Annotated in this window: 23 protein-coding genes; 13 read left to right on the forward strand and 10 right to left on the reverse strand. The window is 62.0% G+C overall.

The window, feature by feature from the left end:
* Positions 1-51: 51 nt before the first annotated feature.
* From xseA to C5N93_RS08935, 3 genes are all read left to right on the forward strand, one after another.
* Positions 52-1,425, forward strand: a complete 1,374-nt coding sequence (xseA, locus tag C5N93_RS08925; protein WP_150719624.1) for an exodeoxyribonuclease VII large subunit — start codon at positions 52-54, stop codon at positions 1,423-1,425.
* A 201-nt stretch (positions 1,426-1,626) separates the two neighbouring features.
* Positions 1,627-2,205 (forward strand): superoxide dismutase [Fe], encoded by a 579-nt coding sequence (gene sodB, locus C5N93_RS08930; protein WP_150719623.1) that lies wholly within the window; start codon positions 1,627-1,629, stop codon positions 2,203-2,205.
* Positions 2,206-2,640: 435 nt separating this feature from the next.
* Positions 2,641-3,234: an HD domain-containing phosphohydrolase gene (locus tag C5N93_RS08935; RefSeq protein ID WP_242558981.1), complete on the forward strand. Its 594-nt coding sequence runs from the start codon at positions 2,641-2,643 to the stop codon at positions 3,232-3,234.
* Positions 3,235-3,278: 44 nt separating this feature from the next.
* Here the strand turns inward: C5N93_RS08935 and C5N93_RS08940 are convergent, their stop codons facing one another.
* The 4 genes from C5N93_RS08940 to C5N93_RS08955 form a co-directional block, all read right to left on the reverse strand.
* Positions 3,279-3,689, reverse strand: a complete 411-nt coding sequence (locus C5N93_RS08940; RefSeq protein WP_242559060.1) for a DUF192 domain-containing protein — start codon at positions 3,687-3,689, stop codon at positions 3,279-3,281.
* A 261-nt stretch (positions 3,690-3,950) separates the two neighbouring features.
* Positions 3,951-4,154, reverse strand: a complete 204-nt coding sequence (locus C5N93_RS08945; RefSeq protein ID WP_069341954.1) for a hypothetical protein — start codon at positions 4,152-4,154, stop codon at positions 3,951-3,953.
* 127 nt (positions 4,155-4,281) lie between these two features.
* Positions 4,282-4,530 carry a hypothetical protein gene (locus C5N93_RS08950; RefSeq protein WP_242558982.1) on the reverse strand — a complete coding sequence of 83 codons (249 nt, stop codon included), beginning with the start codon at positions 4,528-4,530 and terminating at the stop codon, positions 4,282-4,284.
* A gap of 52 nt (positions 4,531-4,582) precedes the next feature.
* Positions 4,583-5,173, reverse strand: a complete 591-nt coding sequence (locus C5N93_RS08955; protein ID WP_242558983.1) for a pseudouridine synthase — start codon at positions 5,171-5,173, stop codon at positions 4,583-4,585.
* 168 nt (positions 5,174-5,341) lie between these two features.
* On the opposite strand from C5N93_RS08955, the gene icd reads away from it, so the two are divergent.
* A complete protein-coding gene (gene icd, locus C5N93_RS08960; protein ID WP_242558984.1) occupies positions 5,342-6,595 on the forward strand; it encodes an NADP-dependent isocitrate dehydrogenase in 1,254 nt (417 codons plus the stop codon).
* Between the two features lie 732 nt (positions 6,596-7,327).
* Here the strand turns inward: icd and C5N93_RS08965 are convergent.
* The gene (locus C5N93_RS08965) at positions 7,328-7,756 is read right to left on the reverse strand and encodes a hypothetical protein (protein WP_242558985.1); all 429 of its coding nucleotides are present in this window, start codon (positions 7,754-7,756) and stop codon (positions 7,328-7,330) included.
* Between the two features lie 235 nt (positions 7,757-7,991).
* Between C5N93_RS08965 and C5N93_RS08970 the strand changes: the two genes are divergently transcribed.
* On the forward strand, positions 7,992-8,351 hold the full coding sequence (locus tag C5N93_RS08970; RefSeq protein ID WP_242558986.1) for a VOC family protein: 360 nt from the start codon (positions 7,992-7,994) through the stop codon (positions 8,349-8,351).
* Positions 8,352-8,452: 101 nt separating this feature from the next.
* Here C5N93_RS08970 and C5N93_RS08975 read toward each other — a convergent pair whose 3' ends face one another.
* Positions 8,453-9,397 (reverse strand): LysR family transcriptional regulator, encoded by a 945-nt coding sequence (locus C5N93_RS08975; protein WP_242558987.1) that lies wholly within the window; start codon positions 9,395-9,397, stop codon positions 8,453-8,455.
* 108 nt (positions 9,398-9,505) lie between these two features.
* Between C5N93_RS08975 and C5N93_RS08980 the strand changes: the two genes are divergently transcribed.
* Both C5N93_RS08980 and C5N93_RS08985 read left to right on the forward strand, forming a co-directional pair.
* On the forward strand, positions 9,506-10,249 hold the full coding sequence (locus C5N93_RS08980; protein ID WP_242558988.1) for an SDR family oxidoreductase: 744 nt from the start codon (positions 9,506-9,508) through the stop codon (positions 10,247-10,249).
* A gap of 351 nt (positions 10,250-10,600) precedes the next feature.
* Positions 10,601-11,716 carry a hypothetical protein gene (locus C5N93_RS08985; RefSeq protein ID WP_242558989.1) on the forward strand — a complete coding sequence of 372 codons (1,116 nt, stop codon included), beginning with the start codon at positions 10,601-10,603 and terminating at the stop codon, positions 11,714-11,716.
* 13 nt (positions 11,717-11,729) lie between these two features.
* On the opposite strand, the gene C5N93_RS08990 is transcribed toward C5N93_RS08985, so the two are convergent.
* Positions 11,730-12,665, reverse strand: a complete 936-nt coding sequence (locus C5N93_RS08990) for a LysR family transcriptional regulator (protein WP_242558990.1) — start codon at positions 12,663-12,665, stop codon at positions 11,730-11,732.
* Positions 12,666-12,856: 191 nt separating this feature from the next.
* Here C5N93_RS08990 and C5N93_RS08995 point away from each other — a divergent pair, with 191 nt between their 5' ends.
* From C5N93_RS08995 to C5N93_RS09010, 4 genes are all read left to right on the forward strand, one after another.
* Positions 12,857-13,921, forward strand: a complete 1,065-nt coding sequence (locus tag C5N93_RS08995) for an FAD-binding oxidoreductase (RefSeq protein WP_242558991.1) — start codon at positions 12,857-12,859, stop codon at positions 13,919-13,921.
* A 203-nt stretch (positions 13,922-14,124) separates the two neighbouring features.
* Positions 14,125-15,321 (forward strand): aromatic ring-hydroxylating dioxygenase subunit alpha, encoded by a 1,197-nt coding sequence (locus C5N93_RS09000; protein ID WP_139133163.1) that lies wholly within the window; start codon positions 14,125-14,127, stop codon positions 15,319-15,321.
* A gap of 32 nt (positions 15,322-15,353) precedes the next feature.
* On the forward strand, positions 15,354-15,836 hold the full coding sequence (locus C5N93_RS09005; protein WP_242558992.1) for an aromatic-ring-hydroxylating dioxygenase subunit beta: 483 nt from the start codon (positions 15,354-15,356) through the stop codon (positions 15,834-15,836).
* A 12-nt stretch (positions 15,837-15,848) separates the two neighbouring features.
* Positions 15,849-16,163, forward strand: coding sequence for a non-heme iron oxygenase ferredoxin subunit (locus C5N93_RS09010; RefSeq protein ID WP_069341941.1), 315 nt, complete (start codon positions 15,849-15,851; stop codon positions 16,161-16,163).
* A 607-nt stretch (positions 16,164-16,770) separates the two neighbouring features.
* Here the strand turns inward: C5N93_RS09010 and C5N93_RS09015 are convergent.
* A complete protein-coding gene (locus C5N93_RS09015) occupies positions 16,771-16,977 on the reverse strand; it encodes a cold-shock protein (RefSeq protein WP_069341940.1) in 207 nt (68 codons plus the stop codon).
* Positions 16,978-17,418: 441 nt separating this feature from the next.
* Between C5N93_RS09015 and clpS the strand changes: the two genes are divergently transcribed.
* Positions 17,419-17,733 (forward strand): ATP-dependent Clp protease adapter ClpS, encoded by a 315-nt coding sequence (gene clpS / locus C5N93_RS09020; protein WP_010807118.1) that lies wholly within the window; start codon positions 17,419-17,421, stop codon positions 17,731-17,733.
* Entirely contained in the window at positions 17,730-20,027 is a 2,298-nt protein-coding gene (gene clpA / locus C5N93_RS09025; RefSeq protein ID WP_069341939.1) for an ATP-dependent Clp protease ATP-binding subunit ClpA, read from the forward strand. Before clpS ends, clpA begins: the two co-directional genes overlap by 4 nt.
* 84 nt (positions 20,028-20,111) lie before the next feature.
* Here the strand turns inward: clpA and dut are convergent, their stop codons facing one another.
* Positions 20,112-20,558 carry a dUTP diphosphatase gene (gene dut, locus C5N93_RS09030; protein ID WP_242558993.1) on the reverse strand — a complete coding sequence of 149 codons (447 nt, stop codon included), beginning with the start codon at positions 20,556-20,558 and terminating at the stop codon, positions 20,112-20,114.
* A 61-nt stretch (positions 20,559-20,619) separates the two neighbouring features.
* A complete protein-coding gene (locus tag C5N93_RS09035; protein ID WP_242558994.1) occupies positions 20,620-21,675 on the reverse strand; it encodes an LLM class flavin-dependent oxidoreductase in 1,056 nt (351 codons plus the stop codon).
* Positions 21,676-21,744 lie beyond the last annotated feature (69 nt).

Below are 21,744 nucleotides of genomic sequence, written 5' to 3' on the forward strand. Positions count from 1 at the left end.
AAAACCCTTAAATTAGCGGGCCTGTGGACAGTTTTTCGTCAGCGCATACGCATGAACCTATCTTTCGACGATGCACGGCCCAACGGTGGTGCAGATCGCGTGCTAAGTGTTTCGGATTTGAACAAGGCCGTTGCCGGCGTGCTGGAGCGGAGTTTCCCTCTGGCCTGGGTCAGCGGTGAGATATCCAACTTCACGCGCGCAGCCAGCGGCCATTGGTATTTCTCGATCAAGGACGCGCAGGCGCAGATGCGCTGCGTGATGTTCCGTGGGCGCGCGCAGCACGCGGACTTCTCGCCGAAAGAGGGCGACCGGGTCGAAGTCCGGGCCTTGCTCTCCATGTATGTGCCGCGCGGCGAGGTGCAGCTCAACGTCGAGGCGATTCGCCGGGCGGGGCAGGGCAACTTGTACGAAGCGTTCCTGCGGCTCAAGGAAAAGCTCGCCGCCGCCGGTCTGTTCGATGCCGAACGCAAACGCCCCTTGCCCCGTTATGCGCGCCGGGTGGGAGTCGTCACGTCGTTGCAGGCCGCAGCCTTGCGCGACGTGCTGACGACGCTCGCCCGCCGCGCCCCGCACATCTCCATCGTGGTCTACCCGGCGCCGGTGCAGGGTGTCGACGCAGCGTCGCGGCTGGCGGCCGCACTCGACACGGCCAACACCCGTAACGAGGTCGACACGATTCTCCTGTGCCGCGGGGGCGGTTCCATCGAAGACCTGTGGGCGTTCAACGAGGAAGTGCTCGCGCACGCCATTGCCCGCAGCAAGCTGCCCGTGGTCTCCGGCGTGGGACACGAAACCGATTTCACCATTGCCGACTTTGTGGCGGACGTGCGCGCCCCCACGCCCACGGCGGCTGCCGAGCTGATCACGGCTGCGCGCGATGAGTGTCTGCGCGACGTGGACCGCGAGCGCCAGCGCCTGAGCCGCGCGATGCGCCGCACGCTGGAGCAGCGTGCCCAGCAACTCGACAGTCTGTCGCGCGGGCTGGTATCGCCGCGTGAGCGTCTGGCGCGTCAACGCGGCGAACTGGCCCATCTGGCCGACCGCATGCGCCATGCGCTGGAGCGTCCGCTCGCTCAGCGCCGCAGCCGGTTCGAGATGTTGCGCCTGAGACTGGCCCGTGCGGTGCCCGATGTGGCGTCGCAGCATGAGCGGCTGGCATTGCTCTCGCAACGCTTGCGCACGGCGATGTCGCGTCGCGCGGAGCGTTCGACCCAGCGCCTGCTCGACGCGAACGCTCAGCTCGAGTTGCTCAACCCGCGCCGCACGCTGCAACGCGGTTATGCCGCAGTGCTCGATGCGAAGGGGCACCCGCTGCGCGACCCGAAGAAGTTGCAGCGAGGCCAGCAGGTGACGATGCATCTGGCAGACGGGGCGGCGGATGTGGGCATTGGTGACGTTCAGGTCAGGCTAGACGATACTTTTTAGTCGACCCTGTTGGGCAAAGCTGGCGAATCGCAGGCATCGTGCATCGATTAGTCGGGATCGGCAAACAATCGTCACATTCGTCGGGCAGATTGCGTAAACCAAGTACCCGTTGGGTTTGCGGGGTTATCGCATCTGCCCTAGAATCGATGGCTCCGGATAACGCAAAATCGGGTTCCCCTCAGAGCACAAAGGACAATTGCCATGGAACACAAGCTCCCTGAACTGCCGTACGCCATCGATGCACTGGCACCGACCATCTCCAAGGAAACGATGGAGTATCACTACGGCAAGCACCACCAAGCCTATGTGACGAACTTGAACAACCTGATCAAGGGCACCGAATTCGAAAACGCCAGCCTCGAAGACATCATCAAGAAGTCGTCGGGCGGCGTGTTCAACAACGCAGCACAGGTGTGGAACCACACCTTCTTCTGGAACACCCTGTCGCCGAACGGCGGCGGTGCGCCGAGCGGCGATCTGGCCAAGGCCATCGACGCCAAGTTCGGCTCGTACGACGCTTTCAAGGAAACGTTCTCGAAGTCGGCCGTGGGTAACTTCGGTTCGGGCTGGACGTGGCTCGTGAAGAAGGCCGACGGTTCGGTCGACATCGTGAACACCAGCAACGCTGCCACGCCGCTGACCGGCGCCGACAAGCCGCTGATCACGATCGACGTGTGGGAACACGCGTATTACATCGACTACCGCAATGCCCGTCCGAAGTTCGTCGAGGCATTCTGGAATCTGGTCAATTGGGAATTCGCTGCGAAGAACTTCGCGTAATCGAGACTCCCGGAATTTGCCGGTCGGCTTCGACGCCTCTTCGTCGAAGCACAACGTCAGTTACCCGACCCGAGTGTCTGACGGCACCGGCAAAACGAAAGCCCACTGCGTGCAGTGGGCTTTTTGTTTTTCAGCGCTCGCAGAGTCATCAGGATCTTTGGCTTGCTTGATCCGCGTCAACGTTTGCGCAAGTGGGCATGGTTAGAGTGGACGCTTCAAATCGTCTTAAGCCGTTTTCAGCCGTTTTCAGCCGTCTTAAGCCGCTTCACACTTTCCGGACAGCCCATGCCAGACCCTGCGCCAACGTGCACCGCGCCATCTCCGTCACCTGCCTTTGCCTTCCCGCCGGTCTTCCATGCCCCGGTCACGCGAGAGGTCCACGCCCCGCAAGACCCTCGCGCAACGCATCGAAACTGGCTTGCCGACGCGGGACTCATGCGAAGCCTGCCGCCCGCCGCCTGGACCCTGTTCCGACTCGCCGAATACAAACGCGGTGGCACGGCAACGCACATGTGGCGTGTCGGCGCGCTCGCCTGGCGATTCGCGCAAGCGTTGGGCATGTCCGCTATCGAGTCGCAGGCCCTGGGGCTCGCCGCAGCGCTGCACGACACGGGCAAACTATGTATTCCGAATTCGATACTGGAGAAGCCAGGAAAGCTCACGCCGGACGAAATGCAGATGATGCGAATGCATCCGCAACTGGGCGCCGATATGTTGAGCGCCATCGGTGGCGCGGCATGTGAACTGGCTGCGACGGTCGCACGCACGCATCACGAGCGTTATGACGGCGGCGGATATCCTTATGGGCTGTCCGGCAATCGCATTCCTCTGGCCGGACGCATCGTCGCACTGGTCGACGTCTTCGACGCGCTGGCGAGTCACCGCCCGTATCGTGCCGCGTTGAGTTCCGCGCAGATCGTCGGCGCCATGCTCGCCGAGCGCGGACGTCATTTCGACCCGTGGCTGCTGGATCGATTTCTCGAGCGTGCGCTGGGTGCCGCGCTGGAGATATCGAGTGGCGCTCGCTAGCGCCACTCGTAGCAGTGCGTCTGTGTGAGAGAGGTTGCGTGCGCTTAGCGCGGCAGACCGGAGATCTTCGAGCCGGGCTTGAGGTTCTTGCTCTTGAACCAGCCGAGATTCATCTCAAGTGCGTATCGCACTGCGGCACGGGGGCAGTGATTGTCTTCCGTTTGCGGCGCCATGTCTTCGATGTTCACGATCGTGCCGTCATCGGCGAGAAACGCGATGGACAACGGCAGATTGGTGTTTTTCATCCAGAAGCAGTGCCCGGCGCTTTGCTCGAACACGAAGAGCATGCCGGCGTTGGCGGGCATGCTCGTGCGGTACATCAGCCCTTGTTCGCGATCGTGCTCGTTGGCAGCGACTTCGGCCTTGATGAGGTACATGCCGGCGGAGAGCTGGACGGTCGGGAATTCTCCCGGCTGTTTGATCTGTGCCGTAGCGCTGACCGGGGTGATCGCCATGACGGCGGCAATGCTGGTGAACGTGACGCTGGCAGCAAGCGCGGCCAGTTGACGTGAAATCCGGATCACGAATGACTCCTGGAGAAGATCGGGGGAACGTCAGGAATGCGGTCGAAATGACGCCGAAATGTGCTCAACACCATGAGGAGGGCAGTCCCGCGAGTCGCGGGTCATTGTAGCCGCCGGACGAAAAAAAAGCAGGTTGCATGCGCAACCTGCCTGTTACCGTCCGTTGCGCAGCCATGCTGCGCGACGCGGTACTTACTTGCTTGCAGCAGCCGGAGCTTCAGCAGCAGCGGCCTTCTTGGCCTTCTTGTGCGACGACTTCTTGTGGGTCGACTTCTTCTTTGCAGCCGGCTTGCTTGCAGCGGCCGGAGCAGCGGCGTCAGCGGCCGGAGCCGAAGCTTGGGCGAACACGCCCGTTGCGAACAGGCCAGCGACCAGGGCAGCGATCAGTTTTTTCATGAGATTCCTCGTTGAAGCTCGATGTTTGGGTGGTGTACTCGTTGACCCGCGAAGTGAGTCATCTCCTTTAACGTCCGTTCAGGACATCGGTTGACAACCCACTCGCGGAATTTTGCGACCGTAAGTATTACGGCTTGTTACCGACCGGCGGCTGGCTCATGGTCTTCTTGCCGGTCTTCTTGTGGTGATGCTTCTTGTGCTTGGTGGCCGTCTTCTTCGCCGGTGCGGCATGGTCAGCCGCCGGTGCCGCCGTAGCAGGCGCTGCTGCTGCAGGCGCTGCCGGTGCGACAGGCGCCGTTGCCGGCGCCGATTGTTGGGCCATCGCGGCACCGGACACGATCAGGCCGGCGGTCAGTGCGAGCAGCAGTTTGTTCATGACTTGGTTTCCTCGTTTCAGTTAGCGGTGCATATATTGCGCACCTGTTCCCTCAACGAGATGAGCGACGACTGCGTTGACCGGAAAGTGTAAGTATTTGTTGCGGTAGTTCGCCCCACTGTCCGGGCGCGAGGTTCAACGAAAAGACGTCGACCGGACCGATGGCGACGCGCACAAGGCGAAGCGTCGGTTTGCCGACGGCGGCCGTCATGCGTCTGACCTGACGATTCTTGCCTTCGACGAGTTTGATTTCGAGCCAGTGCGTCGGGATGCTCGCGCGATAGCGGATTGGGGGATGGCGGGGCCAGAGATGTTCCGGTTCGGGGATGCATCGGGCTTCGCACGGCAGCGTGACGAAGTCGCCGAGATCCAGTCCGCCACGCAGACGCGTGAGTGCCGCTTCGTCGTATTCACCTTCGACCTGCGCCCAATAGGTCTTGGGCAATTTGCGCTCCGGTTCGGCGATGCGTGCCTGAAGGCGTCCGTCATCGGTGAGCAGCAACAGTCCTTCGCTGTCGGCGTCGAGTCGTCCGGCCGGATAGACGTCCGGCAGGTCGATGCATTCTGCGAGCGTCGGGCGTGTCGGATGCGGCGAGAACTGGCAGATCGTACCGAAGGGTTTGTTCAGGGCGAGGAGTGTCATACGGGGTGAGGGAAACTATTCAGCGTCGACATGTTAATGCATAATCGGAAACGTCAGTCTTGTGTCTTATATAAGACTTGCGTTGTGTCATATCCATAGCCGGATGCTGTGACTACAATAGGCGACACCGTGCGCAGCGCCATCTGATTCCCCCATTGGAGCCCCATCATGTCGTATCAGCACATCAAGGTCCCGGCAGGCGAGAAGATTACCGTCAACAAGGATTTCTCCCTGAACGTGCCGGACAATCCGATCATCCCGTACATCGAAGGCGACGGCACCGGCGTGGACATTACGCCGGTGATGCTCAAGGTCGTCGATGCGGCCGTGGAAAAGGCCTATGGCGGTCAGCGCAAGATCCACTGGATGGAGATTTACGCCGGCGAGAAGTCGACGCGTATCTACGGTCCGGATGTATGGCTGCCCGACGAAACGCTTCAGGTCGTGAAGGACTACGTGGTGTCGATCAAGGGGCCGTTGACGACGCCGGTCGGTGGCGGCATCCGTTCGCTCAACGTGGCGTTGCGTCAGCAGCTCGATCTGTATGTGTGTCTGCGACCGGTGCAGTACTTCAAGGGCGTGCCGTCGCCGGTGCGTCAGCCGGAGAAGATCGACATGGTGATCTTCCGCGAGAACTCCGAGGACATTTACGCCGGGATCGAGTGGGAAGCCGAATCGGCGGGGGCGAAGAAGTTGATCGCGTTCCTGCAAAACGAAATGGGCGTGAGCAAGATTCGTTTCCCCGACACGTCGGGCATCGGTGTGAAGCCGGTGTCGCGCGAAGGGACCGAGCGTCTGGTGCGCAAGGCGATCCAGTACGCGATCGACAACAACCGCGACTCGGTGACGCTCGTGCACAAGGGCAACATCATGAAGTTCACCGAGGGCGCATTCCGCGACTGGGGATACGAACTCGCGAAGAAGGAGTTTGCCGCCACCGAGATCGACGGGGGTCCGTGGTGCAAGGTGAAGCATCCGAAGACGGGCAAGGACATCATCATCAAGGATTCGATCGCCGATGCCTTCTTGCAGCAGATTCTGTTGCGCCCGGCCGAGTACGACGTGATTGCGACGCTGAACCTCAATGGCGACTATGTTTCGGACGCGCTGGCGGCGCAGGTCGGTGGCATTGGGATTGCGCCAGGCGCTAACTTGTCGGACTCCGTAGCAATGTTCGAGGCGACACACGGCACGGCGCCGAAGTATGCCGGCAAGGATTACGTGAACCCGGGGTCGGAGATTCTGTCGGCAGAGATGATGTTGCGTCATCTGGGATGGAAGGAGGCGGCGGATCTGATCATCGCGTCGATGGAGAAATCGATTCTGTCGAAGAAGGTGACGTACGACTTTGCGCGCCTGATGGAAGGCGCGACACAAGTGTCGTGCTCCGGCTTCGGCGACGTGATGATCGAAAACATGTAACGATGTGCGGGCCCGACGCACGAGACATTCGAGCGTTCTTCAAACCCCGGTATAGCGATGCTTGCCGGGGTTTTTCATGTGGACAACGCGCTTGGTTAGGACCGCTTGCGCCGGCCATGCACGCGACCGGAGCGTTGTGCTTCCCACATTGCGCCGAGTGCATAACTGCCAGCGACACAAAGACTGATGCGGCTCGCATTCGCTAGCCCGTCGACAATGGTCGACGACGTTACGCACAGCAGCAAGAGCCATTGAGGAAAAATGGCCGCCCCGAACGCAAACTCATGAGACGTCGCGAGTGGGCTGCGCGTCTTGTCTCTGCGTGCTTGCCACGTTCGCCAGGCTGCGTAACCAAAGCCGCTGATCACTGCGCCGCAATCCACCCAGTTGGCATCGAATTGAAGGTCTGGCCACATGCCGTGTCACCGTCGTCGAAAAATCCAAATCGCGGCAACGATTGCCGTAATGACACCGACGATGTCCCGCGGGTCGTATGGCAGCCCGGTGCGGCCAACTACGACGCCAGTCAGGGTGGCGCCAATGAGGGCAAAGTTTGCAACGTGTCGAATTTTTTCACGGGTATCAGGTGTCAGGCGGATCATTGGAAGTCGAAATATTCATTGGACGTAGCGGGGGGCGTGAGAGAAATTGTATTTCGCCCCAATACGTCGGACGCAAGCGATTTGCCGCGTGTCGACTCGCAAATCCGAAAAATCCCGGGAGTAGGGGGCGCTAGCGGATCTGGATTTTCGTCGTGACGCGGTGCTCGCCTGTGTTCGGTGGGCGGCTACCGAACTCGCGGGGGAATCCGACTTTCCATATCACCACGTCGGTGCCCGGCGTCGGCCCGGCCTGATACCAGACGATCATGCCGGAGAACTTCATCTCCTCGCAGCGCTGACCGACCGGCACGGTGTAGGTGATCCATTCCGGTATCACTTCCCCTAACGATGGCTTTGAATCGAGTTCGAACGTCGGAGTGCCGAGGTCGCGGCAAAGTACGCTGTGATTGGTCTGCTGCCAGATCGCAATTCTCTGGTTGACCGCCGCTTCGACCTCGATGGTCGGTGGCGGATAGGTGGGCGCTGCGCATACCGCGCCCACGCCAAGCACGCCGACGGCGAACGCCGCCGCACGCAACGCGTTTCCGGTGGTGTCCATGATGGATCTCCCACCCCCCTGTGCAACCGGCGCCGGGGCGTTCTCATCCCCACATGCGGCGTCGGCAAGACGCTTTCATTACAGTGCACGCAACGGAACAACGCAAGGAGCAGAGTACGCACGTCCACGTGCTACGCTTTCGGCGTCCCTCACCGAAGGTCTTTCGTGCGCCCGTCCAGTTGGTCGGGTGGACCACGAATCCGTAACTTAAGCCGTCACTCGCGTAAGGATGAAGATGAAGGTCAACCGCATCGTTGCCAATATTGCCGCGCCGTCGCCGCAAGCGATGCACTCGGCGCAGCGCTTTTACGGTGAGCTGCTCGGGCTCGACTTGCTGATGGATCACGGCTGGATCGCCACGTATGGCAATGCGTCGAAGATGGCAGTGCAGATGAGCGTCGCGACTGAGGGCGGCAACGGCACGCCGGTGCCGGATCTGTCCATCGAGGTCGATGACGTCGACGAGGCGCTCGCCCGCATGCGCGACGCCGGCATCGCCATCGAATACGGTCCCGCCGACGAACCGTGGGGCGTACGGCGCTTCTACGTGCGTGACCCGCTCGGACGTCTGCTCAACATCCTCGCGCATCGCTAACGCCCCATTGTGCGGTGGCTTCGATGTCCAGGATGTCCTTGGTGCCCGTGGTGTCTGTAGCGCCCATGCGCGCGCTCCATGATGACCGATATCGCGTCAATTCACTTGCCGCCGGCGCCGTCCCATCGCCAGTCGAAGCGTGCGGCGAGTCGCTGCTGTTCGAATGACTGCGCCACGTGATCGACGAACACGCGCGTACGCAGTGGCAGTTGCTTCTTGTTCGAGTAGTAGATGGACACGCCGCCGTACTCGTCGAACCAACCGGGCAGCAATCGCAGAATGCGGCCTGTCGCGAGCATCGGCGCGGCATGCGGCATCGGTAGCAGCGCAACGCCGTAGCCGAGCGCGACGGCATGCGCCATCGCCTCGGGATCGTCGAAGATCATGCGGGTGCGCGCCTCGACATTCACCCGCTCGCCTTCGACATTGCGCAGATCCCACGCGCGCAGGCGCCCGGACATGCCCGAGCGACGCATGATGGCGTCCAATGCCGTCAGCGCCGAGGGGTGCTCAGGCATCTTGCGTCCCGCCATATAGGCCGATGAGGCGCACATCACGGCGTAGGTTGGCGCGAGCCGTCGCGCGATCACCCCTTGCGTAAGTTCGATGCCACCACCGATGGCCGCGTCGAACCCTTCGCCCACGACGTCCACGCTGCGGTTGTCGAACCGCCAGTCGGGCACGATGTCCGGGTAACGCACGAGAAACTCGCCGAGCATCGGTATGAGGTACTCACGCCCGAACGAGTGCGCGACGCTCACCTTGAGTGTCCCCGACGGCGCACTTTCGCGCTCCGACGCTCGCGAAAATGCATCCGTCAACGCCGCGAACGGGCCATCCACGTCGAGAAGGAAGCGCTCACCGCCCGCCGTCAGCGTAAGGCTGCGCGTGCTTCGGTGAAATAACCGCAAGCCGAGCTGCGTTTCGAGACGCGCCACGTTCTTGCTCACCGCCGCAGGCGTCATGCCCAGCCGCCGGGCGGCCGCTGAGAAGCTGCCGGCGCGCGCGCTCAGGACGAACGATTCGATCAGATGCAGGGCGTCCATAACTCATCTGTTCCAATAGGTTGAAAGTGATGATCGACATTATGGTCTAGTTAAGACGTAATCGAGCGCCGATACTGCATTCACTTCCTAACCCAGTGGAGCAACATCATGGCAACGAACTTTCAAGGCAAGGTGGCATTCGTGACGGGCGGCTCGCGCGGTATCGGCGCGGCTGTCGTGCAGCGACTCGCTGACGGCGGCGCGGCAGTCGCTTTCACGTATCACGGCTCGAAGGCCGCAGCGCAGGAACTGGCCGCGCGTATTCAGTCGGCCGGGGGGCGCGCCATTGCGCTGCAAGCCGACGCCGCAGATGCCGCCGCACTGACCCGCGCGGTGAACGACGCCGCCCGTCAGCTCGGCAAGATCGACATTCTCGTGAACAACGCAGGGATGCTGGCGCTGGCGTCGGTGGCGGATCTCCCGCTGGAAGACTTCGACCGCCTGCTGAGCGTCAACGTCCGTTCGGTGTTCGTGGCCTCGCAGGCGGCGCTTGCCCATATGGGCGAAGGTGGCCGCATCATCAACATCGGTTCGTGCAACGCGGAACGCATGCCGTTTCCGGGCGGTTCGGCCTACGCCATGAGCAAGTCGGCGCTGGTCGGTCTCGTCAAGGGCATGGCCCGTGATCTGGGGCCGCGCGGCATCACCGTGAACAACGTGCAGCCGGGGCCGACGAATACGGACATGAACCCGGCGCAGAGCGACTTCGCCGCTTCGTTGCACGACTTGATGGCGCTCAAGCGTCATGCGCGTCCCGAAGAAATTGCGGCGATGGTGGCTTATGTCGCCAGCGAGGAAGCGGCTTTCGTGACGGGCGCGAGCCTGACCATCGATGGCGGTTTCAACGCCTGATCGCGACCCCACGGCGACCTCGCGACAGCGCGGGGCGGCGTGGGTCGGTGTGGGTCGGTGTGGGAGCGCGTTGGGAGGCGTCGGATTTTCGACGTGCTCGACGTGTCACCGTAAGCGTAAGAAATGCAACGTCGGGACGCCCCGCGACCGGGGTACGGCGAGGCGTCGCCATCCACGTCGACGCGCAGAAATCGCGCGATGCGCCGCGTCGTTGCTGGATGTGAACGGCGGGACGGCGGAACCATGCCAACGTGGCAGCGCCCGAATAACGTGTTACCGGCGTAACGGCGCGTAAGCATACGCACCGGCGACCGTAAACTCGCGCGGGCAGTGGCGGCATAGACTGCGCGCATGAAGGTCGTTCACCTCTCCCATACGCCGGTCGCGGGCAGTCCGGGCAACATCGTCGCCGCGCTGAACCGGCATACCGATATTGCGGCGCGCCACGTCGTCTTCAACGCGACGGCTTACGCGGCACGCACGTTTGCCGTCGATCTCGACTGGCAACGCCAGCGAGAAGAAGCGCTCGATGTTGTTGCCGCAGCAGACGTCATTCACATCCATCAGATTTTTCCGATGGAAACCACGTTCGGCGCCGACTTCCCCAAGCGTTTCGGCAACAAGAAGCTGATCCGTCAGTTCCATTCCGCCCCGGAGCTTTGGTCTCGCGACGATGCCGCGATGCGCGAACGCATCGTGACCGATCCGCTACCGCAACTCGTGATCGCCCAGGGGCCTGAGCGCTTTTATCCCTTCGCACGTGTGGTGCCGAACATCGTGCCGCTCGACGACGCACGCTATCGTCCCCATCCGGAATGCGTCGGTGAGACGGGCCTTCCGGTCGTGGTTTTCTCTCCGAGCGGACGATCGTCGGGATGGCGAAAACGTTGGGAGACGAAAGGCGCGCCGCAGACATTGCGTCTGTTGCGTAAGCTCGAACGCCGGGGACTCTGCGAAGTGCGGTTGATCACCGGCACGCCGCATGACGAGTGCCTGCGTCTGAAGCAGCGTGCGGCCATCGCGCTCGACGAATGCGTGACGGGCAACTATCACCTCTCCGGACTCGAAGCGCTGTCGCAAGGCAAGCCGACGCTCGGCCATCTCGACAACCGGGTGCAGTCGCAGTTGCGGCGTCTCACCGGAGCGTGTGAGCTGCCGTGGGTCGACGTACCGCTGGAAGCCGCCGAAGGGCCGCTCGTCGAGTTGCTGACGAACGCCTCGCTGCGTGCGGAAATCGGTGCGGCATCGCGTCGATGGATGGAGACGTACTATCACGACGCCGCCATGGTGCAGCACTACCGGCAGGCGTATCTCGATCTCTTCAACGCGCCCGAGCGCTTCGGCGAGCGGCGCATCGACGACGCGACGCAGTGGCTGGCCGTCGCACTGCCGAACCTGCGATGGCGCGCGCGTCGCAATGCCAACGCGTTCTGGCGTGGCCTTTGGGAAACCTGGCACGGTCGCTAGACAGCGTACATCGTCACTCCGAGAACAACTCGAACAGCAGCGTTCGCATCCACTGACTCGCGGGTTCGCGGTGGTAGCGCGCGTGCCAGAACAGATTGATCTGGACGTCCGGAATATCGATGGGATGATCGACGTAGCGCAAGCCGAAGTGCTGGGCGCTGCGCTGGGCGAACTTTTCCGTCACGGTCGCGATGAGGTCGGTCGTGTGGAGGATGTCGGCGAGCGCGACGAAATGCGGCACGCGCAGGCGGATGTTGCGCTGCACGTGCGCGCGTGCCATGAACTCGTCCACCTGCCCGTGACCGGTGCCCGCGGCCACCACCATCACCTGCTCCGACCGTTCGAAATCCTCGCGCGTCATTGATCCCGCGACTGCTTTCGATCGGCTGGATTTGGCGGCACGATCGAGCGGATGTCCGGGGCGGAACATACACACGTACTTCTGCCGGAACAGACGCCGCTGAAAAAATTCGGCTGTCAGGTCTGGCAGATGCCCCACGGCGAGATCCACCTGGCCCGCCGCCATTTCCTCGCGCAGATTCACGGCCGTATTGCGCACGGTGCTGATCGTGATGCCCGGCGCGCGCTCGCCCAGCGCATGCATCAACTTCGGCAGGAAGTGCACCTCGCCGATGTCCGTCATGGCGATCTGAAACGCCCGTCGGCTCGTGGCCGGATCGAATGCCAACTGACGATTGAAGACGCCGTGTAACGCGTCGAGCGCAGCCGCCACGGGTTCGGCCAGTTCGGTCGCCATCGGCGTCGGCAACATGCCCCGTGAGGTGCGGATAAACAGCTCGTCGTTGAACAGCTTGCGCAGGCGGGCCAGCGAGTTGCTGACGGCGGGTTGCGTAACGCCGAGCGCCTCAGCGACGCGAGAGACGCGTCTTGCGTTGTAGAGATGCTGGAAGACCACCAGCAGATTCAGATCGACAGCGTGCAGGTCCATGGAGCGTCCTTCGTCTTCCTTCGGTCACGGTGGCTTGCACGAGTGACATCACTGAAATTTATAGGGAATATAAACGAGATTCTATTGGTTTATATCGATCGTTGCGCGATGCTTCCTGCAAACGGCGTCAGAAGCCATATGCGGTGTCCGAACGGCACCGACACAAAGAAGACATCACGGAGACGATCCCCATGCAAGTTCACGTGCAGCCGCTCGGCGAGCGCCTTGACGTCGCCCCGGGCGACAATCTGCTCAAAGTGCTCACCGACCGCCAGGTACCGGTGTCCTACAGTTGCCTGTCCGGACGCTGCGGGACGTGCCGGTGCCGTATCGTCTCCGGGGATGTGCGCGAGGCGCCGGGCGTGGAATACCGTCATCACGACGATGCGAATGACGGCAGTGGCGGCATCGATGCCCAGGGCGTCGACGGTACGCGCTTCGTGCTCGCATGCCAGTCGACGATCCACGGCGATTGCGAAGTCGAGTTGCCGGAAGTGGACGAAGTCGTGGTGCATCCCGCAAAGATTCTCAAGGCGACGGTGCTGGCCATCGAACCGCTGACGCACGACATCAAGCGCCTGATACTCAAACCGGCCAAGCCGCTCAGCTATTCGCCGGGGCAATACGCCACGCTGCAATTCACCCCCGCCCATATCCGTCCGTATTCGATGGCCGGCCTCGATGCCGACGACACGCTCGAATTCCATATTCGTCGCGTGCCGGGTGGCGCGGTCACGGGGTACGTCGACGAGCAACTCAAAGTCGGCGATGCCGTACGCGTGTCGGGGCCGCTCGGCACCTCGTATCTGCGCACACGCCATGACGGGCCGATGCTTTGTGTGGCCGGTGGCACAGGGCTGGCGCCGGTACTGTCGATCGTGCGAGGCGCACTGGCGCGGGGGATGTCCAATCCCATGGAGATATACGTCGGCGCACGCTCCCCGGCGGACGTCTATGGCCTGACGTGGCTGCGTGAACTTGCGTCGCGTCACGACGGGATTCGTCTGCATGTCGTGACGACGCTCGACGCACCCCACGCCTTCGACGATCTCGGACAGGACCTGCGTACCGTGCGTACCGGTCATGTCACCGAGGCGCTTGCCGCCGACTACACCGCCCCTGATGCGTTGACCGGCTGGCGCGCCTACCTGTGCGGTGCACCGCCGATGGTCGATGCGGCCACGCGGCTATTGCGCGAGCGCGGTATTGACGGCGCGCACATCTACGCCGACGCGTTCTACGCCAAAGCCGCATAACGCCAGCGCGGCGGTCGGCGTGAAGGGGCATGCCCGGCACTCGCGCCTTCATCCGCGCCATCCCCTGCACCCCCGCATTCCCTGCCATTCCGATTCCCCATCAGGAGACGATCGTGACGACAACACCGCAGACCGGATTCGATCCGGCGCCGTCCGCAGGCTTCGAGCCGTCGGACCTCTGGCCTACCGAAGGGTCGAGCCGCATTCCGTTTCGTGTCTATACGGACGAGCAACTGCACCGGCGCGAGCTGGAGCAGTGCTTCTACCGCAACCACTGGAACTACGTCGGGCTGGAGGCTGAAGTCCCGAACCCGGGCGACTTCAAGCGCACGGTGATCGGCGAGCGCTCCGTCATCGTGACGCGCGATGCGGGCGGCGAGATCAACGTGGTCGAGAACGTGTGTGCGCATCGCGGCATGAAGTTCTGCCGCGAGAAGCGCGGCAATCGCACGGACTTCCATTGCCCGTATCACCAGTGGAACTACGACCTCAAAGGTAACTTGCAGGGCGTGCCGTTCCGGCGCGGCGTGAAGCAGGACGGTAAGGTCAACGGCGGCATGCCGAAGGATTTCAAGCCCGAAGACCACGGCCTGACCCAACTGAAGGTCGCCACGCGCGGCGGGGTGATCTTTGCGTCGTTCGACCATGATGTCGAGTCGCTCGAAGCCTTTCTCGGACCGGACATCTGCACCTATTTCGACCGGCTTTTCGACGGCCGCAAGCTCAAGCTGCTCGGCTACAACAAGCAGCGGATTCCGGGCAACTGGAAGCTGATGCAGGAAAACATCAAGGACCCGTATCACCCGGGGCTGCTGCACACGTGGTTCGTCACGTTCGGGCTCTGGCGGGCGGACAACAAGTCGCGGCTGGTGATGGACGCTCACGGGCGTCACGCGGCCATGGTGTCCACGCGTGGGCAGGGCGGCGGCGGGGAGGTGACGTCGGGCGTGTCGAGCTTCAAGGAATCGATGTCGCTCAACGACATGCGCTTTCTCGACATCGTGCAGGAAGACTGGTGGAAGGGGCCGACGGCGGTGCTCATGACGCTTTTCCCCAGCGTCATCCTCCAGCAGCAGGTCAACTCGGTGTCGACGCGTCACATCCAGCCACGCGGTCACAACGCCTTCGACTTCGTCTGGACGCACTTCGGCTTCGAGGACGACACCGAGGAAATGACCCAGCGCCGTCTGCGTCAGGCCAACCTGTTCGGGCCGGCGGGCTTCGTGTCGGCCGACGACGGCGAAGCCATCGAATGCTCGCAGGAGGGCTTTGCCCAAAAGCCGTGGCACCGGGTGCTGGCCGAACTGGGGGGCACGGGGGTGGAGAACACCGAGCACATGGTGACGGAAACGCTGATTCGCGGCATGTACGCCTACTGGCGCCGCGTGATGGGTGTCTGACGATGCCGAGTCACGTTCGAGGAGACGATTCGATGGTGGATTTCGCAACATTTCAGGCCGTGGTCGAACTCAATGCCGCCTACGCGGCGGCGCTCGACACGCAGGATTGGGACGCCTGGCCCGAGTTTTTCCTGGACGCTTGCGTCTATCGCATTCAACCGCGGGAGAACTTCGAGATGGGCCTGCCGCTGGCGACGCTGTCGTTCGAGAGCAAAGGCATGCTGCGCGACCGGATCTACGGAATTCGCGACACGCTGTTTCACGATCCGTACTACCAGCGTCACGTGATCGGGTTGCCGTCGATACGGGCGCTCGATGCCGACGATGCGAACACGCTGCATGTCGAGGCGAACTACGCGGTATTCCGGACGAAGCCGGACCAGTTGACCGACATCCTGTCCGTCGGCCGGTATCTGGACGTCGTCAAACGAACGGACGACGGCTGGAAGTTCGCGTCGCGCCAATGCATTTTCGATAGCGAGATGATTCCCAACTCGCTCATCTACCCGATCTGAGACGAGGACATCATGAGCGGTAACTGGATTGAGGCGGCGTCGCGCGATGCCATTCCCGAAGACGACGTCATCGGCGTGATCGTCGGTGGGCGCGATATCGCCCTCTATGGCGTGGACGGCGAGGTCTTCGCGACTGACAACGTCTGCACGCACGGCAACGCCCGCCTGTGCGACGGGTTCCTCGAAGGCCACGAAATCGAGTGCCCGCTGCATCAGGGCAAATTCGACGTGCGGACCGGCGCGGCCATGTGTGCGCCGCTGACCGAGGCGGTGAGGACCTATCCGATCCGTATCGAGGCGGAAAAGGTGTACGTCGACTTGGGCTGATCGGCTGGCGCGCCGCAGGAATCGCATTGCGATCGACGGCGTGCAGCACTTTAGGGGATTTTTTCCAAACGGGCCGCCAAATGATGCGTCATCTGGCGGCCCGTCGCGTCTTTGTGGCAGGGGCGGGCGGCCCCCGGTGGTGCGGCAGGCGAACCGTCGGGAAGGAAATGAACCGGTCGATTCGATAAATTCAACGATGAAACAGGGGATGCGCCGGATGAGCGGCACTTAAGCGACGTGCACGGCTTTCGAAATCGTTAAAGAACTATTCCTTTCGGTGGCTTATCGCGTTGTATTTATGGTATTGGCCGACCGGTTGGCTGCGTAGGATTACTTAGCCAATTCAGGTAATTGCGTAATTGATTTCCGCAACCAGAGACTGCTAAGAGGTATTTTAATAACTGAGTGGAATGTTGCGATGAATATAGTTTTATAAGGTATTAAGCGCAGTTTAATACTGAAAAGATTCGCAGCCTGAGTGGAAAGTTGCGCTGCTTTTTGCATGCAAAAACGGATCCAAAAACAATGCGTCTTTTCACGCGCATTGTTGCGATGCAACAAAAAACCCGGCCGAGGCCGGGTTCATAAAGCTACGAACTGCGCAGAATCAGCTCGGATTCTGGATGTTCGACGCCTGCTTGCCCTTCGGGCCCTGGACGACGTCGAACGTCACCTTCTGACCTTCCTTCAGGGTCTTGAAACCGTTCATCTGGATCGCCGAGAAGTGCGCGAACAGGTCTTCGCCACCCTCATCCGGCGTGATGAAACCAAAACCCTTGGCATCGTTAAACCATTTGACCGTACCGGTTGCCATACAAACTTCCCCTAAACAATTACGACTACTACATATCACCGCAACAACGAGCACATCTGAAAAACCCGCCGGCTGGCGGCGGCTTCCTAGGCTCACCCAGGCATCTTTTCTTTTAAATCACTTATAGAGGAAAAGCGCCACGTCGATTGTTTTCGCTAACTACCAATAGTGTCAAGCCCTTTTTGAACGATAGAACTTACGTTCGATCAGGTTTTACCCTTATATCTCGGAGGGTATAAGACGTGCGGAGACACGGCCTTGAAATTTGGGTTAAGCTGACTCATATGGGTGTGGCACCCCCGGTGGTCGGGGTTGCAGCGCCTTGCTGGACAACGCACGCGCTGATCGACGAGTGTTGGCACTCCGGTGGACAACCGGACGGCAGGCGGCAATAGGAGCTCCGATTGCTTCCTGCACCCGGGAGTTGTTTAGAATCCACGTATGGCAACCTTACCGACAACGCATGACGACACCGTACAGGAGCGGCAGGAGCAACAGCTCAAGCCGCCGTCCATGTACAAGGTGGTACTGTTGAACGACGATTTCACCCCGATGGAGTTCGTGGTGATGGTCATTCAGGAATATTTCAATAAGGACCGGGAATCTGCCACGCAGATCATGCTCAAGGTTCATCGCGAGGGCAGGGGAGTTTGTGGGGTCTTTACGCGCGACGTCGCGGCGACCAAAGTTGAGCAAGTTGTTAGCCATGCAAGGCAGTCCGGGCACCCGCTGCAGTGCGTGATGGAGGAAGCATGATTGCCCAGGAATTGGAAGTCAGCCTGCACATGGCGTTTATGGAAGCGCGCCAGGCACGACACGAATTCATCACGGTCGAGCACCTGTTGCTCGCCCTGTTGGATAACCCGACCGCAGCCGAAGTGTTGCGCGCCTGCGCGGCGAATCTGGACGATTTGCGCCAGAATCTGCGCAACTTCATCGCCGACAATACGCCGACGGTGCCGGGCAGCGACGAGGTCGACACTCAGCCCACGCTCGGTTTCCAGCGCGTGATTCAACGCGCCATCATGCACGTGCAGTCCACTTCCAACGGTAAGAAGGAAGTGACGGGCGCGAACGTGCTGGTCGCCATCTTCGGCGAGAAGGACTCCCACGCCGTCTACTACCTGCAACAGCAGGGCGTGACGCGTCTGGACGTCGTCAACTTCATCTCCCACGGCATCACCAAGACCGGCGCGTCCGGCGAGTCGGCCAAGGCCGGCGAAGGTGGCGCGGAAGGGGAAGAAGGGGCGAACGCCAAGGAAAGCCCGCTGGCCCAGTACACCCAGAACCTCAACCAGATGGCGCGCGACGGCAAGATCGATCCGCTCATCGGACGCGAATCGGAAGTCGAGCGCGTGGTGCAGGTGCTGTGCCGCCGTCGCAAGAACAATCCGCTGCTCGTCGGCGAAGCCGGTGTGGGCAAGACGGCGATTGCCGAAGGCCTCGCCTGGCGCGTCACGCGCGGCGAAGTCCCCGAGATTCTGCAGGACGCCACCGTCTACTCGCTGGACATGGGCGCGCTGCTCGCCGGGACCAAGTATCGCGGCGACTTCGAGCAACGCCTGAAGGCGGTGCTCAAGGAACTCAAGGAGCGCAACAACGCGATCCTGTTCATCGACGAGATTCACACGCTGATCGGCGCGGGCGCCGCGTCGGGCGGTACGCTCGATGCCTCGAACCTGCTCAAACCGGCATTGTCGTCAGGGCAGCTCAAGTGCATCGGCGCCACGACCTTTACCGAGTATCGCGGCATCTTCGAGAAGGACGCCGCCCTGTCGCGTCGTTTCCAGAAGATCGACGTGAACGAGCCGACCGTCGAGCAGACCGTACAGATCCTGCGCGGCCTCAAGTCCCGTTTCGAAGAGCACCACGGCGTGAAGTATTCGTCGAGCGCACTCTCGGCCGCCGCCGAACTGTCGGCGAAGTTCATTACCGATCGCCACCTGCCGGACAAGGCCATCGACGTGATCGATGAGGCCGGCGCCGCACAGCGCATCCTGCCGAAGTCGAAGCAGAAGAAGACCATCGGCAAGGGCGAAATCGAAGAGATCGTCTCGAAGATCGCCCGGATCCCGGCGCAAAGCGTGTCGGCAGACGACCGCGGTAAGTTGCAGACGCTCGACCGCGACCTCAAGAGCGTGGTGTTCGGACAGGATCCGGCCATCGACGCGCTGTCCGCCGCGATCAAGATGTCGCGTGCCGGGCTGGGCAAGACGGACAAGCCGATCGGCGCGTTCCTCTTCTCGGGCCCGACCGGTGTCGGCAAGACGGAAGTCGCCAAGCAGCTCGCGTTCACGCTGGGCATCGAGCTGATCCGGTTCGACATGTCGGAGTACATGGAGCGTCACGCAGTGAGCCGTCTGATCGGCGCGCCGCCGGGCTACGTGGGCTTCGATCAGGGTGGTTTGCTGACTGAAGCCATCACGAAGAAGCCGCATTGCGTGCTGTTGCTCGACGAAATCGAGAAGGCGCATCCGGATATCTTCAACGTGCTGCTTCAGGTGATGGACCATGGCACGCTGACGGACAACAACGGTCGCAAGGCGGATTTCCGCAACGTCATCATCATCATGACGACGAACGCGGGTGCCGAGACGATCAATCGGGCGAGCATCGGCTTCACGAACGAGCGTCAGGCCGGCGACGAAATGGCCGATATCAAGCGCATGTTCACGCCGGAGTTCCGTAACCGTCTGGACGCGATCATCAGCTTCAAGCCGCTCGACGAGCAGATCATCCTGCGCGTCGTCGACAAGTTCCTCATCCAGCTCGAAGATCAGTTGCATGAGAAGAAGGTCGAGGTGGTCTTCACCGACAAGCTGCGTGCGTATCTGTCGAAGAAGGGCTTCGATCCACTCATGGGCGCGCGTCCGATGCAGCGTCTGATTCAGGACACGATCCGTCGTGCGCTGGCCGACGAACTGCTGTTCGGGCGTCTGACCAGTGGCGGTCGGGTGACCGTGGATCTCGACGAGCACGATCAGGTGCAACTGTCCTTCCCCGAGGACGGCAACACCAAGGCTCAGCCGGAAGCCGCCGAAGTCGAGTGATCGACGGTTCGCTTGCCATCGGGCAGACAAAAAAAGCGCCGCAATTGCGGCGCTTTTTTCATGGCGTTGCGGTGAGCTACGCGCTTAGTGCTTGCCCGTGCTGCCGAAGCCGCCGGCCCCGCGATCGCTTTCGGGGAATTCGTCGACGAGGTTGAACTCGGCTTGCACGACCGGCACGATCACCAGTTGCGCGAGACGTTCGAACGGGTTCAGCACGAACGGCTCGTTGCCGCGATTCCACGTCGACACCATCAACTGGCCCTGATAGTCCGAGTCGATCAGGCCGACGAGATTGCCCAGCACGATGCCGTGCTTGTGACCGAGCCCCGAGCGCGGCAGGATCAGCGCGGCGTAGCCCGGATCGGCGAGATGGATGGCCAGACCCGTCGGCACGAGCGCGGTCTGGCCCGGGGCGATGGTCATCGGCGCATCGAGGCAGGCGCGCAGGTCGAGCCCGGCGCTACCCGGCGTGGCGTAGGCGGGGAGTTGCGAGCGCAGGCGTTCGTCGAGAATCTTGACGTCGAGTTTCATGGCGTGATGGCGTTGAATTGGGGCAAAGGATCCGGTTGGCGTATGGCTGAGCCGAGGACGATCAGTCTTCGGCGCGTAGCGAAAATGCTTGCGCGAGTAACTCGTGAGACCGCAGACGGGCGCGATAGCTGCCGGCGACCGTCAGCACGATGATTTCGTCGGCTTCGAACTGCGCTTGCAACTCCTGCACGCGTTCGGTCACGCGCTCCGGGGTGCCGATGATACTACGCGGCTTCTCCCGCGCGATCACGGACAGTTCCCGATCCCGATATTGCGGCCTGGCCTGCGCGCCTTGTTCGAGGCTGGGAATCGGTTCGTTCATGCCATACGCCATCTGTACGCGACGCAAGTCCACGCCGGCTTCCAGCGCTTCGGCCTCGGCGTCGGTATCGGCACAAATGACGAACAGCGCCACGGCGCAGTACGGCTTGTCCATCTGGCCCGGCGTGAAACGTTCGCGATAGGCCTGCGTGACCCGGTGCCCGTAGTGCGCATTGATGAAGTGCGCGAAGCAATACCGCAGACCGAGTTGTGCCGCGAGCAGTCCGCCGAATTCGCTGGATCCCAGCACCCACAACTCGGGGCGCGTCGGCACTGCGGGTTGCAGCAGCACGCCGCGATACGGATGGTCGTCGGCCAGTGTGTCGCCGAACAGGCCCGCCAGCTCGGCGACCTGCTGAGGGAAGTGCTCACCGGCATCGTACGGGCCCTTCGCGACGGCGCGCGCGGTGCGCATGTCGCCCCCGGGTGCGCGGCCGACGCCGAGGTCGATCCGATTCGGAAACAGCGCTTCGAGCATCAGAAATTGCTCGGCCAGCTTGAACGGACTGTAGTACGGCAGCATCACGCCGCCCGAGCCGACGCGCAGACGCTTCGTCACGCTCGCCAGCCGCGCGATCATGACCTCCGGCGCAGGGTTGGCGACGCCGCGCAGCCCGTGGTGCTCGGCGCACCAGTAGCGCGTGTAGCCGAGGTCGTCGGCTGCCTGTGCCAGTTCGACCGTGGCGGCGATGGCGTCTGCCACGCTATGGCCGTGAATGACGGGCGTCTGGTCGAGCACCGACAGCTTGATGCGCTGTCGGGCGTGATCGGTAGTGGGGTTCGTAGGTTGATCCATGGGTCTAAGCTCCATCGCCGATGACCGAACCAGGCGGTTCAGCGTCATCGACGTGCATCGTCGTACCGG

Source organism: Pandoraea sp. LA3 (genome assembly GCF_022696215.1).
GTDB classification, from domain to species: domain Bacteria; phylum Pseudomonadota; class Gammaproteobacteria; order Burkholderiales; family Burkholderiaceae; genus Pandoraea; species Pandoraea capi.

What these genes read in the sequence shown, in the direction of transcription:
- xseA (WP_150719624.1), top strand. Translation starts at nt 52, where the DNA reads ATGAACCTATCTTTCGACGATGCACGGCCCAACGGTGGTGCAGATCGC.
- sodB (WP_150719623.1), top strand. Translation starts at nt 1,627, where the DNA reads ATGGAACACAAGCTCCCTGAACTGCCGTACGCCATCGATGCACTGGCA.
- C5N93_RS08935 (WP_242558981.1), top strand. Translation starts at nt 2,641, where the DNA reads ATGCGAAGCCTGCCGCCCGCCGCCTGGACCCTGTTCCGACTCGCCGAA.
- C5N93_RS08940 (WP_242559060.1), bottom strand. Translation starts at nt 3,689, where the DNA reads ATGGCGATCACCCCGGTCAGCGCTACGGCACAGATCAAACAGCCGGGA.
- C5N93_RS08945 (WP_069341954.1), bottom strand. Translation starts at nt 4,154, where the DNA reads ATGAAAAAACTGATCGCTGCCCTGGTCGCTGGCCTGTTCGCAACGGGC.
- C5N93_RS08950 (WP_242558982.1), bottom strand. Translation starts at nt 4,530, where the DNA reads ATGAACAAACTGCTGCTCGCACTGACCGCCGGCCTGATCGTGTCCGGT.
- C5N93_RS08955 (WP_242558983.1), bottom strand. Translation starts at nt 5,173, where the DNA reads ATGACACTCCTCGCCCTGAACAAACCCTTCGGTACGATCTGCCAGTTC.
- icd (WP_242558984.1), top strand. Translation starts at nt 5,342, where the DNA reads ATGTCGTATCAGCACATCAAGGTCCCGGCAGGCGAGAAGATTACCGTC.
- C5N93_RS08965 (WP_242558985.1), bottom strand. Translation starts at nt 7,756, where the DNA reads ATGGACACCACCGGAAACGCGTTGCGTGCGGCGGCGTTCGCCGTCGGC.
- C5N93_RS08970 (WP_242558986.1), top strand. Translation starts at nt 7,992, where the DNA reads ATGAAGGTCAACCGCATCGTTGCCAATATTGCCGCGCCGTCGCCGCAA.
- C5N93_RS08975 (WP_242558987.1), bottom strand. Translation starts at nt 9,397, where the DNA reads ATGGACGCCCTGCATCTGATCGAATCGTTCGTCCTGAGCGCGCGCGCC.
- C5N93_RS08980 (WP_242558988.1), top strand. Translation starts at nt 9,506, where the DNA reads ATGGCAACGAACTTTCAAGGCAAGGTGGCATTCGTGACGGGCGGCTCG.
- C5N93_RS08985 (WP_242558989.1), top strand. Translation starts at nt 10,601, where the DNA reads ATGAAGGTCGTTCACCTCTCCCATACGCCGGTCGCGGGCAGTCCGGGC.
- C5N93_RS08990 (WP_242558990.1), bottom strand. Translation starts at nt 12,665, where the DNA reads ATGGACCTGCACGCTGTCGATCTGAATCTGCTGGTGGTCTTCCAGCAT.
- C5N93_RS08995 (WP_242558991.1), top strand. Translation starts at nt 12,857, where the DNA reads ATGCAAGTTCACGTGCAGCCGCTCGGCGAGCGCCTTGACGTCGCCCCG.
- C5N93_RS09005 (WP_242558992.1), top strand. Translation starts at nt 15,354, where the DNA reads ATGGTGGATTTCGCAACATTTCAGGCCGTGGTCGAACTCAATGCCGCC.
- C5N93_RS09010 (WP_069341941.1), top strand. Translation starts at nt 15,849, where the DNA reads ATGAGCGGTAACTGGATTGAGGCGGCGTCGCGCGATGCCATTCCCGAA.
- C5N93_RS09015 (WP_069341940.1), bottom strand. Translation starts at nt 16,977, where the DNA reads ATGGCAACCGGTACGGTCAAATGGTTTAACGATGCCAAGGGTTTTGGT.
- clpS (WP_010807118.1), top strand. Translation starts at nt 17,419, where the DNA reads ATGGCAACCTTACCGACAACGCATGACGACACCGTACAGGAGCGGCAG.
- clpA (WP_069341939.1), top strand. Translation starts at nt 17,730, where the DNA reads ATGATTGCCCAGGAATTGGAAGTCAGCCTGCACATGGCGTTTATGGAA.
- dut (WP_242558993.1), bottom strand. Translation starts at nt 20,558, where the DNA reads ATGAAACTCGACGTCAAGATTCTCGACGAACGCCTGCGCTCGCAACTC.
- C5N93_RS09035 (WP_242558994.1), bottom strand. Translation starts at nt 21,675, where the DNA reads ATGGATCAACCTACGAACCCCACTACCGATCACGCCCGACAGCGCATC.